Below are 12,163 nucleotides of genomic sequence, written 5' to 3'. Positions count from 1 at the left end.
TAAGTTCGGTTGGTATAGTAAGCCATGTCATCTATCTGCTACTGGTTGGCAGTGGGCTGTATTTGATGTGGCAGTTGTGGCAAGTGGCGGGGGTTCAGTATTGGGCGGTTGTCAAGATTATGCTGTTGGCTGTGGCGGTCTCTGCCAATATCAAGGCTCTGCGGGCTCCGCTACTGAGCCAAAAAAAGGCGGGCATGGTGATTGCAGGTATCGCCTATGTGGGGATTTTGGTATTGGCAGTAACTAAGCCCATGTTGTGATATTTTTTCATTACAAATACTAGGGTGTGTTGAACCTTTATAACACAATTTAAAACATAGAAATGTTTTAGAAATAAAACAATGTTTTTGCATGAAAAATGGCTAAATCTTGTTTTTCATCGTCAAAAGCTCGTTTGATAGAACGACTATCAAACTTCACTTTTTCCTTGAAAAACGGGCGATTTTTCTCATTTTTCATTGCAAATACAAAAGTTCAACACGCCCTAAATAAAAAGCCCTTAATTTCAAATTAAGGGCTTTTTATTTGGGTTAAATGATGGGGTAAATTGGATTAACCCAAAAAGGCATTATACATCCAAATTTCTTTTTCTTGAACTTGGACGTAGCCTGTTACGATGTCGGACGTGCCTTGGTCGGATGCTCCTTCGGCAAGCTCGGCAACGGCTCGTTGTTCTTCGATAAGTGTTTGTAAGCCTTTAACCACACCTTCCACACAGCCACGACTGTCAAACACGCCTTTGTCTTCTTTGATGCTAGAACGCTCAGCAAAATCGCTATATGCGTGTAATGGCGTGCCACCTAGGGTTAGAATGCGTTCAGCGATTTCGTCAATTTGCAGTTGTAGCTCGGTGTACAACTCTTCAAATTTTGGGTGCAAGGTAAAAAAATGCTCGCCTTTGACATTCCAGTGATAGCCACGTACGTTGATATAAAACAGATGGTAGCTAGACAGTAGGGCGTTTAGGGCTTTGATGACCGGGGTAAGTTCTGCTTTTTCAAGACCGATTTGATTGGTACTCATAAATTTTCTCTCCTGGTGGGTTGTAAAAATGATAGCCTGTGCTAACAAATACCATAATAACAAAAAGGGCTTAAAATGTTAAGCAAATAATCATTATTTTTATAATTTGAATTTTAAATGAAAAATAAATTTTTTTTAATAAAATTAATTATTAATTGTAATTGCATGATGTAAGTATTAAAGTATGACTGGTCATCTGCAATGATGGGATTTTGCAACCATGCTTGTTTGGCGGTGTGTTTTGAGGGTTGGGGCATTGTGTTAAGAAATTTGGGGAGTGCAGTTGCATTCCCCAAATTTGTGTTTATCCGACTAAATAATCTGATACTGGATTTGGTCTTCATCAAGCCCTGTTTTGAGTGTGGCAAAATGAATGGCGTTGCCCACACCTGCACCATCGGCGTCATAGGTCAGTTTGCCTGTGTCTTTGTCATATTTGACAAAGTCGCCCACGCTGGTTTGTCCTGTCAAAGCGGTGAAAATGGCGTCATCAAGGACGATTTTGTCATTGGCGACATCAAAGTCGGTGATGGTGTCCACCGAGCCATCAAGCAAGGTGCTAAATCTAAAATAATCCGCCCCATCTCCGCCCGTCAAGGTGTCATTGCCACGCCCACCATCTAAGGTGTCATCACCTGCTCCACCAATAAGTGTGTTGTTACCACCGTTGCCGATTAGGGTATTATTTTCGCTGTTGCCTGTGGCGTTGATGTTGTCCGTGCCAAGCAAGGTTAGGTTTTCTACATTATCAATTAAGCTATAATTGATATAACTGTATACTGTGTCCGTGCCTTCGCCTGCAAGCTCGGTAATGGTATCGCCTGTGCTATCAATGACATAACTGTCGTTGCCTTGACCACCGATTAGGGTGTCGTTGCCCGTTCCGCCATCAAGATAATCATCGCCAAGCCCGCCATCAATTTTATCATCGCCGTCATTGCCAAAGATGTTGTTATTTGCATTATTGCCTGTTAAAACATCGGCAAAGTTTGAGCCTTTTAGGTTTTCAATTTGCGTGCCATAACCAATAAAGCCTTGTCCTTTGACATACTCGGTGTGTATATGTTTACCTGCATTGCCTGACAAGGTGTAGCCTGATAGGTCTTGATTGGCAAAAAATGCTTGATTTCCTTCTACTTCAGTTTTGCTTTTAATGACAAAGGTGTCCGATTTTTGGCTGGTGTGATAAATCCACGACCCAGGGGTTAGATTGACCGTAACGCCTTCTTTTTCATAAGAGGCATCAAAGGTGTCCACCCCACTTGCGTCCGCCACATAAATCGTCCCGTCTTGCACCAAAGACGCATAATGCCCAAAGCCATAGACATCATCGCCTGCATTGACCGTCTTGGCGACACCAAAGCGATAGTGCATATACATCACATCGTATAGGCTTAAGTCTCTATATCCTAAGTTCCAGTGATAGTCTGAGCTGTACGACATTACCGAAAATTCAGAAGAATGATCTTCGGGTGTGGCAAAGCCATGATTGGTATAAACGCCGTCCGTATGTCTGCCCGAGAAGGTGTGGAACAGTTCGTGGATTGCCAAATAATGATGGTAGTTACCGGGGTTGGCGGTGTCCGAGAAGTTGGCGGTGTCAAAGACCACATTACCGCCAGCAAAGGCAAACGCCCCGCTTGATGCAAAGCCCCCAATGGTATCGCCATAGATAAAGTTGATCCCGCCATTGCCCACTTCTTGATAGCTATTTACTTCTTCAAATTCAATGTTGGAAACGGCAGAAAATTTATCAAGGCTGTTTCTAATAAAGGTTTTTAGATTGTCCGAAAAGTCTCGGGTTGAGCCTTCGCCCACCGAATTTCGTCCGCCATATTGCCAATCGGGGCTTGTGGTCTCAGCTTGGGTGGCAAAGTAGTATTTGATTTTGGCAGGCGTGCCATTGTCAGTAAAGCCACCAAAAGGCGTGTGCATCGTGTGCAAAAATCCGCCACGGTAGTTGGACGCCACCGAGTCAATCATATAAGCAAAATTATAATCATCATCGGTATGCTTCATTTTGCGGTCGGCAGGGTTGGTGTGCGTGTGTTTGCTGACAAATTCGCCTGTGGATTGTCCTGCATTGTTATAAATTGCCACATCATTGACGGTAATTGCCTTGTCTTCTAAGTCTTTGGTGGCAAGCGTGGCGGTAATGTTGCCTGTGTGCTTGGCAAGGGTGTCGCTGTCCACATTGACCACAAAGGCATTGCCGTCTTGGACTTTGGCGTGATAATCCGTACCGCCAACATTGACCGTAATGTCATCGCCCACCTGTGCCGAGCCTGCCACCACCCCTGTAATGGCGGTGGTTTTGGTAGGTGTGCTTAGGGTGGTAACACCATCTTGGCTCTTGGTGTTGTCTTGCCACTCCACGCTGATTTTGCCAAGTTCGCTTTGGGCAACGCTGTCTCTTGCTCCGACTTGGCGGACGGTTTTGGTGTCGCCTGTTCCTGCCAAATAATACAATCTGCCAGAAGTGATAAATTCATAACTAATGGCTTGACCTTGTAGGGCGTCAGCTTCGCTTTTTGATAAGTCAAGATGGAAAGACATATCATCACGGTTAAAGCCTGCATTAAAGGTTTTGTCACCGATTTTGACCACAATCGCTTCTAGGCTGTCAGTATTGTAGCCTTGTGCAAAAATGCTGTCATTAAGGGCAAGTTTACCGCTTAGGCGTACCGAGCCAAAGCCGTCCGCCACGCCATTATCATTTGTATTACTGCCAATGGTGGTTATTTTAATGCTGGCTGACACATCGTTTTGCACATCGTAATTGTGGGTATTTGACGCCAAAAATTCGCCATTATCAAGCACTTGGGCGGATAGGGTGTAGCCTTTGTGCTTGGCAAGCAGTTGTCCGTCAATCGGAGTTTTAAAGGTAAAATCCGTGCCAACGGTTGCGATAAAGGTTTGCTCGCCCACTTTGATTTGTACCGTTTGTCCTGCTTTGGCATCCGCTCCTGTTACCTTGCCCGACACTTCAATGGGCGTGGATTGTTCGCTGACATTAATCAGGTTGTCGGTGGTAATGGGGTCAAACTCTATCTTAATGTCTTTGGCGGTTACGCTATAAGTTAGGCTGTCGTCATCGCCCCCTGTGTTGCCAAGAGTATCGGTGGTGCTAATGCTGGCACTGACAGCGGTATTTGCCAAAATCACCGCTTTTGGCACGGCTTGGCTAAATTCGCCATTTACCACATCAAGTGTATAAGTCTCATTGCCAATGCTTAGGGTAACTTTGTCGCCTGCCACCACTTCGCCCGTTACCGTGCCTGTGATGGTAAAGCTGTCGGTAATCTCATCAGGTGTAATGGCGTTGTCGCCTGTGATGGCGTTTAATTTGACTTCTACGCTTGGGGCATTGACATTTACCTTATAAGTGGCAGGCGTGTCGGCTTGGGCTTGGTTGCCTGTATGGTCGGTGGCGGAGAGTTTGGCGGTTAGGTTGCCATTTGCGTCAATCAAAGTTTGTGTTGGCACATCAAGCGTCCAAGTGCCAATGGTTTTTTGTCCATTGCCAGAGCTGGTGACTGTTTTTTGGGCGGTAAAACTTTGTCCGCCAATTTCAACCGTCAAAGGAGCATTGGCAAGAGCCACATCGCCATCAAGCTCAAACGAACCCGTCAAAGTGGTGCTTGGGTTGGCATTTTGGTAGGCAATGTTAATGTTGTCAATTGGATTGACAGTAACAATCGGCTGATTAATGGCTTTGTCATTGACCGTATAGCCAAGCGTGGTGCTGATTGCACCGCCTGCATTGTTGCCTGCGTTGTCGTACAAATAGGCGGATATGTCGGCAACCTTATCAGGGTCGGCAAGTAGGTCGGCAGTCTTGACATAGACGGTAAAGGTGCCTGTTTGCCCTGTGACGGTGGTTGCATAGGGCTTGCCATTGACGGTTACGGTAATGTCCACCGCATTTTCAATGCCTTGGGCGGTGTGTGGGCTACGAATGGAGTTAAAGGTGCCTGTAATAGTGGTAGTGTCGTGCCAAGTGTCGTTTTGGTCAATGACATTGTCGTCAGAGACGGCGGTCGGCACAAGGCGGTTGTCGCCCCAGCGTGGCGAAAAAGCGGCCGCCTTATAGCTTTGGCTGTGGTCGTATTGTTGCCCGTCTGTGGTCAAAACCGCCTTGACGGTGTCATAAGAGCGGTGTAATTCTGCCCCACTAATGGCATAAGTATAAGTACCGTCTGCGTTTAAGGTGGCATCTACGCTTTTGGCAAGTACACCTGCTTTATAAAATTCCAATTTTACCGTAGAAGTTGCCACATCTGCCCGCTCAATCTTACCTGTAATGGCAATGTTGGGGTTGGTACTGCCATAATTAAACTCGGCAGCATTGACAATATTATCGCCTGCAATCGGATTTAGGATAATGGCAGGAGCGGTGGGCGATGGCGGGGTAACAGGTTTTTCAACCGTATAAGTTTGGGTGTTGGTGTCCTTGCCTGTGTTGCCTGCCGTGTCGGTGCTTGTGATGGTGGCGGTAATGTTGTCGTATTTGGTCAGCTCATCGGTGGCGATATCCGCACTGAATGTGCCATCGTCATTAAGACGGGCTTCAACGGTTTTTTGGTTGTTGCTTGTGCAGGTGGAGCATAGGCAAATCAGTACAAGGTCATTGTCATCGGTTTTGACAAAGTTGCCAATATTGCCCGTAATGGTGGTTGTGGGTTTGGCACTCTCGGTCAAATCAATGCGGTTGTCGCCTGTGATGGGGTTTAGGGTAATTTTGGGCGTAGGAGCAACGGTGTCCACTTCATAAGTGTGGTCTTTTGCCCCTGTGGCGGTGTTGCCTGCGGTGTCGGTGGTGATGACGGTGGCAGAAATGCTGGTGTGTGTTTTTAGGGTAGAGCCTGCCACCGTTAGGCTAAATTTGCCACTTTGTACAGACACATCTTGTGATACGCCACCGATGATGACTTTGACAATGTCGCCATCTTTGGCGTTTTCTACCGTGCCTGATACCACCAAATTTTCGTTGCTTTCGGCAAGGTTGATAATATTGTCATCGGCAAGGTTGTCAAAGGTAATTACAGGTGTGGCAATCTCAGTATCAACATTATAACTGCCTGTGGTGTTGGTGCTAACGCTTGCCCCTGTGCGGTCTTTGGCGGTCAAGGTGGCGGTCAAGGTCTGATTGCCTTGGGCAAATGCTAAGGTTTCGCCTGACACATTAAGCGTCCAAGTGTTGCCTGTCAAGGTGGCAGGATGGTCTTGTCCGTTGATACGCACGCTGACTTGTTGCTCGCTGGTGCTGGGGGTCAAAGGTTGCTGTGCCCGTCAAAGTAAAGGTCAAAGCCTTATCAGCAATGTTAATCACACCATCGTCAATGGCGTTGATGGTGATTGCAAGGGGGATGGTGGGGGTAGGTGGCGGTGCAACAGGCGTGGTTGAAGTGTCGTTAATAACGACTTCTTTTTCCTGTTCGCCTATTGTTAATTTTAAAGTTTCATTGCCTTCGGTTTGATTATCGGCAACGATTGGCAAATTAACCGTAAAACTTGTTACGCCTTGCGGAATAGTTAAAGTCCCATCGGTGTTTTGCGTTACACCATTATTAAATACGAGCGTGCCATAATCATCAGCTTGCAATCTACTTAAATTAAAGACAATATTTTCTGCACCATTAGCATTATCCAAAGTTGCAGTAGCTGTTAAAGTTTCACTTTCATTGATATTGGTAGGAATATCAACACTTACCACTTTCGCAGGGGTTGGGGCTGGTGGCGGTGGTGGAACGACAACAGGGGTTGTTGAAGTATCATTAATAACGACTTCTTTTTCCTGTTCGCCAATTGTTAATTTTAAGGTTTCATTACCTTCCGTCACTTCATCAGCAACGATTGGCAAAGTTACGGTAAATTCAGTAACCCCTTGTGGAATGTTTAAAGTACCGCCTGTATTTTGCGTTACGCCATTGCTAAAAGTTAAAGTGCCGTAATCATCAGCCTGTAATCCACTTAAAGTAAAGGCAATATTTTCTGCACCGTTTGAATTATCAAGTTTAACGGTGGCGGTTAAAGTTTCGCTTTCATTAACACTCATAGCAACATCAACACCTACTACTTTTGCAGAAACAGGCGTTGGCGTGTTGTCGTAATGAGTATCGTTATTGTTTCTATTCTTGGTGTGATGAATGATGGACGCCGTACTGGCAAAACCCAAAGCACTCACCGTCATTTGTCCTGCCAAACTTTCCCAAAAAGTGCTTGCCACACCATCGCTTTGAGTGGCAAGGCTGGCATTTAAATCAATCAAGGCGGCGGGGTCGGTGATGGGTGAAACGTCTTGAAAATTTTCAAGAACTAAGGATGCTTCTGTTTCATCGGACAAATACACATACACATCATTGCCTACTGTCTCCACCACAGGATTGTGTAGGACTTCGCCGTCTTCATTGATGATTTGATATAGGGCGTTTTTCTTGGCTTTGAGTTTTAGGGGTTTTTGGTTTTGCAAAGCATAAGTTTCGGCTTTTTGATTATGGGTAACAATAAGTTGGTATTTACTTGTTTTCATGATAATTGCTCTTATTGATTGAAAATACTTTTATTATAGCATAATTTTTCAAAATGAATTAACTGTTTACTGTAAAATTTTTAATTAATTATCTAAAATTATATTTTAATCATTGTTATTTATAAAATAAAAAAAACTGCCCAGAAGTGAGCAGTTTTTAATTAACAATAACCAAAAGATTATTATAAAATTTAGATGATATCTTTTAGTAATTCAAATAATCACAGTCCTTTAAACTTTATTAAAAATACTTATTAAGGCATATTTTCCATTTTTAACCCTTTTGGGGTAATTTCGCCCAAATGCTTAATGATGGTATCAATCGGTAAGTGGCTGTTTTTTAGGCGTTTTGGGATAATTTGTGAGCCTTTTTGTCCTTGGTGTTCAAACATCGCAAAAATAAATTCATCGGTCTCGTCCCACGAAGTGACCGCCGTCCAAGGGATAATGGCTTGTTGCATTGGCATTGTTTTCATTGTAAAACCTTGGGCGGTATGCCCCCGTTTTTTGTTGGCAGATTGTAGTTGTTCTACTTGTTCGCTTGCCATTGGTACGCTCATTACCAAGCCTTGTGGTTGTACGCCAAGTTTCATTTGGGTAAGTTCAGGCGGTAATTTGCTGTCGCCAAGCTGTTTGTCAAATTCTCGTTTGGCATACCATTTTAACCCAGCCGTTCGGGCAACTAGATAGCCAATGCACAGCCCCAAAGTCAGCCAAAACAAAATGGTAGAATAGCCAGAAACAAACACAATCCCCAAAATAGACGCCAACGCCACCACACCAAGCACAATCCATTCTTTGGTGCGGATGGATTTTAGCCCAAAGGATTGACTGGATTTGTTAAATAGGGCGAGCTGGGCGGATTTAAATTCGCTTTCGGTCATTGCCATAGCGACAGGCTGTATGGTATAAGGGTAAAGGGCTTTTTGCTTGCTCATTGTGTTTCCTTAAAATAAAATGGCTTATTGTAGCATTATTGTGCTAAATTTTCATCAAAAATCCTAATGGGAATTTGTCAAAAAATTTGTTATAATTGCTTTATTTTTAAAATCTCAAATTTTGGCAATTGGCGTATGCCTTTGCTCATGTTAGGACAATAACAATGCTAGACCCAAAACTGCTCCGCTCTGACCTTGAAACCCTAAAAGCCCGCCTTGCCACTCGGGGCTATGAGCTTGACATTGCTTTTTGGCAAGAGCTTGAAAACAAAAGAAAATCTTTGCAAGTAGAAACCGAAAACTTACAAGCCCAGAAAAATCAAGGGGCAAAAGAAATCGGACTGTTAAAGAAAAACGGGCAAAATACCGATGAGCTGATGGCTCAAATGGCAAAAGTCAGCGATGAAATGAAACGCTGTGAAGACGACTTGCGTGAACTTCTTGCTCTAATTGAGAGCGAGAGCCTAAAAATCCCCAACCTACCAGACGAGTCCGTCCCTGTGGGCGAAGATGAAAACGACAATGTGGAAGTCAGAAGATGGGGCGTGCCACGAGCGTTTGATTTTGAGATTAAAGACCATACCGATTTGGGTGAAGGCTTGGGGCTTTTGGACTTTGAAATGGCGAGCAAACTCACAGGTTCACGGTTTAGCGTGCTAAAAGGACAACTTGCCAAATTAAACCGTGCCTTGGTGCAGTTTATGCTGGACACCCATACCAATAAAGGCTATACCGAAATGTATGTGCCTTATATGGTAAACGCCGAGAGCCTAAAAGGGACGGGACAGCTCCCTAAATTTGAAGAAGATTTATTCCACGCTGACAATTATTATCTTATTCCAACATCAGAAGTTCCGCTAACCAACACCGTGCGTGGTGTGATTGTTGAGCCAAGCGAGTTACCGATTAAACTTACCGCCCATACCCCGTGTTTTAGAAGTGAGGCGGGGAGTGCAGGGCGTGATACTCGGGGGCTTATTCGCCAGCACCAATTTGAAAAAGTAGAAATGGTGCAAATCGTCAAACCCGAAACTTCTATGCAAGCCCTAGAAGAGATGACTGCCCAAGCCGAGAGCATTTTACAAGCACTTGAATTGCCTTATCGTGTGCTGACCTTATGCACCAAAGATATGGGATTTAGTGCCACCAAAACTTATGACATTGAAGTGTGGCTACCGTCTCAGGATACTTATCGTGAGATTTCTAGCTGTTCAAACTGTGGTGATTTTCAAGCTCGTAGAATGCAGGCTCGCACCAAAGTGGGTAAAAAGACTGAGTTTGTGCATACCCTAAACGGCTCAGGACTTGCGGTGGGCAGAACGCTTTTGGCTATCTTAGAAAACCACCAAAACGCAGACGGTACGGTCAATATTCCTAAGGTATTACAGCCTTATATGGGTGGACTTGAAGTACTTAAATGATGTTTTAAAAAGCCGTTTAGTCGTATGATTAAGCGGTTTTTTTATTGGTAAAATTCGCTCAATGGGGTGTAATATGCTATAATACCGCAAATTTTTACTTGTCAAACTTGGAATACCCCTTATGCCAATCCCCTTAAATCAACGCCACAACGCCAACGCCATTCGTATCCTTGCCATGGACGCTGTCCAAAAAGCCAACTCAGGACACCCTGGGGCTCCCATGGGCATGGCAGACATTGCCGAAGTTGTGTGGCGTGAATTTTTGAATCACAACCCCAAAAATGCCAAATGGGCAAACCGAGACCGCTTTGTATTGTCAAACGGACACGGCTCTATGCTACTGTACGCCTTGTTACATTTGTCGGGTTATGATTTGACGATTGACGACATCAAAAATTTTCGCCAATTACACGCCAAAACCGCAGGACACCCCGAACACGGCTATGCCGACGGCATTGAGACGACCACAGGACCTTTGGGGCAGGGCATTGCCAATGCGGTGGGTTTTGCCTTGGCCGAAAAAACCTTGGCAGGACAATTTAACAAGCCTGACAACGCCATCATCGACCATTATACCTACTGCTTTTTGGGGGACGGTTGTCTTATGGAGGGCGTGTCGCACGAAGCCTGTTCGCTCGCTGGCACGTTAGGACTGGGCAAGCTCCTCGCCTATTATGATGACAACGGCATTTCTATTGATGGTGAGGTGGAGGGCTGGTTCTCTGACGACACCGCCAAACGCTTTGAAAGCTATAACTGGCAGGTACTGCGTGTGGACGGACATGATGCCGATGCCATTCGTGAAGCAACCTTAAAGGCCAAAGCCGAAACCACCAAGCCCACGCTTATCATTTGCAAAACCGTCATCGGTCTGGGCAGTCCCAACAAACAAGGCAAAGAAGACAGTCATGGAGCCCCACTTGGTGTCGATGAGATTACGCTAACTCGAAGTGAATTGGGCTGGGATAATGCTAATGCCTTTGAGATTTCTGACGAGATTTATCAAGCGTGGAATGCGTGCGATAAGGGCGAGAAGTTAGAAAACGACTGGAATGCCCAATTTGCCGACTATCAAGCCAAATATCCAAGTGAGGCGGACGAGCTACAACGCAGACTGTCAGGCGAGTTGCCAAGCGATTTTAACGCCAAAGCGGACGAATTTATCAAAGCCTGCCAAGCCAAAGGCGACACCATCGCCACGCGTAAGGCAAGCCAAAATACCATCGGTGCGTTTGCCCCATTGTTGCCCGAGATTTTGGGTGGTTCGGCAGACTTGGCAGGGTCAAACTTGACCTTGTGGAGCGGTGCTAAGGGCGTGCAAGACCACGCTGACGGCAACTATGTCCACTATGGCGTGCGTGAATTTGGCATGACCGCCATCGCCAACGGGGTGGCGTTGCATGGCGGATTTATCCCTTATACTGCCACGTTTTTGATGTTTATGGAGTACGCTCGTAATGCGGTGCGTATGTCGGCACTCATGAAACAGCGTGTCATCAATGTCTATACCCATGACAGCATTGGGCTTGGCGAAGACGGCCCGACTCATCAGCCTGTGGAGCAGATTGCAAGCCTACGCCAAACGCCAAACCATTTCACTTGGAGACCGTGCGACACGGTGGAGACGGCGGTTGCGTGGAAAGTTGCCCTACAAACCGCCAATGCCCCAACGTCCCTTATCCTATCTCGCCAAAACCTTGCTCATCAAGACCGCACGGACGAGCAGGTTGCCTTGATTGAAAAAGGGGCGTATGTCCTTGCCAAAGAACAAGGCGACTTACAAGCCATCATCATCGCCACAGGTTCGGAAGTGGACTTGGCAATGCAAGCTTATAAAGCATTAACCGAGCAGGGCGTGGGCGTGCGTGTGGTGTCTATGCCATGTGCCGAAATCTTTGTCAAGCAAGACCGTGATTATATTGAAAGCGTATTGCCTAGCGATGTCTGTGTTCGTGTGGCGGTGGAAGCGGGCATTACCGATTATTGGTATAAATTTGTCGGGCTTGACGGCAAAGTCATTGGCATGACAACCTTTGGTGAGTCCGCCCCTGCCAAAGATTTGTTTAATCATTTTGGCATTACCACTGATAAAGTCGTGGAAGCGGTGAAATCATTGATTTGATTTTGATTGTTTGATGTTTTACAATAAAACCAATCGGTATTGTACTGATTGGTTTTTTTAATGCTTAATCCTAAATCCCAAAAGGAGCAAATCATGGGTGTCTACGCCAACTATACCAACCGAACTT

At 45.4% G+C, this 12,163-nt stretch carries 7 protein-coding genes; 3 read left to right on the top strand and 4 right to left on the bottom strand.

What is annotated here, in order from left to right:
* Positions 1–260: SirB2 family protein (locus tag B5J93_RS06020; RefSeq protein WP_079325500.1), on the top strand; the 260-nt coding region annotated here is incomplete at its 5' end.
* 292 nt (positions 261–552) lie between these two features.
* Here the strand turns inward: B5J93_RS06020 and B5J93_RS06015 are convergent.
* From B5J93_RS06015 to B5J93_RS06000, 4 genes are all read right to left on the bottom strand, one after another.
* Positions 553–1,023, bottom strand: coding sequence for a Dps family protein (locus B5J93_RS06015; RefSeq protein WP_079325498.1), 471 nt, complete (start codon positions 1,021–1,023; stop codon positions 553–555).
* Between the two features lie 312 nt (positions 1,024–1,335).
* Complete coding sequence (locus B5J93_RS06010; protein ID WP_079325496.1) at positions 1,336–6,300, bottom strand: Ig-like domain-containing protein; 4,965 nt, start codon at positions 6,298–6,300, stop codon at positions 1,336–1,338.
* Positions 6,209–7,555: a Calx-beta domain-containing protein gene (locus B5J93_RS06005; RefSeq protein WP_079325494.1), complete on the bottom strand. Its 1,347-nt coding sequence runs from the start codon at positions 7,553–7,555 to the stop codon at positions 6,209–6,211. The genes B5J93_RS06010 and B5J93_RS06005 overlap by 92 nt, the downstream gene beginning before the upstream one ends.
* A 254-nt stretch (positions 7,556–7,809) precedes the next feature.
* A complete protein-coding gene (locus B5J93_RS06000; RefSeq protein WP_079325492.1) occupies positions 7,810–8,493 on the bottom strand; it encodes a YcxB family protein in 684 nt (227 codons plus the stop codon).
* A 164-nt stretch (positions 8,494–8,657) separates the two neighbouring features.
* Between B5J93_RS06000 and serS the strand changes: the two genes are divergently transcribed.
* Both serS and tkt read left to right on the top strand, forming a co-directional pair.
* Positions 8,658–9,914: a serine--tRNA ligase gene (gene serS / locus B5J93_RS05995; protein ID WP_079325490.1), complete on the top strand. Its 1,257-nt coding sequence runs from the start codon at positions 8,658–8,660 to the stop codon at positions 9,912–9,914.
* A 121-nt stretch (positions 9,915–10,035) separates the two neighbouring features.
* Complete coding sequence (gene tkt / locus B5J93_RS05990; RefSeq protein WP_079325488.1) at positions 10,036–12,036, top strand: transketolase; 2,001 nt, start codon at positions 10,036–10,038, stop codon at positions 12,034–12,036.
* Positions 12,037–12,163 lie beyond the last annotated feature (127 nt).

The organism is Moraxella equi, from assembly GCF_002027555.1.
Lineage (GTDB): Bacteria > Pseudomonadota > Gammaproteobacteria > Pseudomonadales > Moraxellaceae > Moraxella > Moraxella equi.
This window is presented reverse-complemented; position numbering and strand designations above follow the sequence as displayed.

Excerpts from the sequence above, each read along its gene's own strand:
- B5J93_RS06000 (WP_079325492.1), bottom strand. The coding sequence starts at position 8,493 with ATGAGCAAGCAAAAAGCCCTTTACCCTTATACCATACAGCCTGTCGCT.
- B5J93_RS06015 (WP_079325498.1), bottom strand. The coding sequence starts at position 1,023 with ATGAGTACCAATCAAATCGGTCTTGAAAAAGCAGAACTTACCCCGGTC.
- tkt (WP_079325488.1), top strand. The coding sequence starts at position 10,036 with ATGCCAATCCCCTTAAATCAACGCCACAACGCCAACGCCATTCGTATC.
- serS (WP_079325490.1), top strand. The coding sequence starts at position 8,658 with ATGCTAGACCCAAAACTGCTCCGCTCTGACCTTGAAACCCTAAAAGCC.
- B5J93_RS06005 (WP_079325494.1), bottom strand. The coding sequence starts at position 7,555 with ATGAAAACAAGTAAATACCAACTTATTGTTACCCATAATCAAAAAGCC.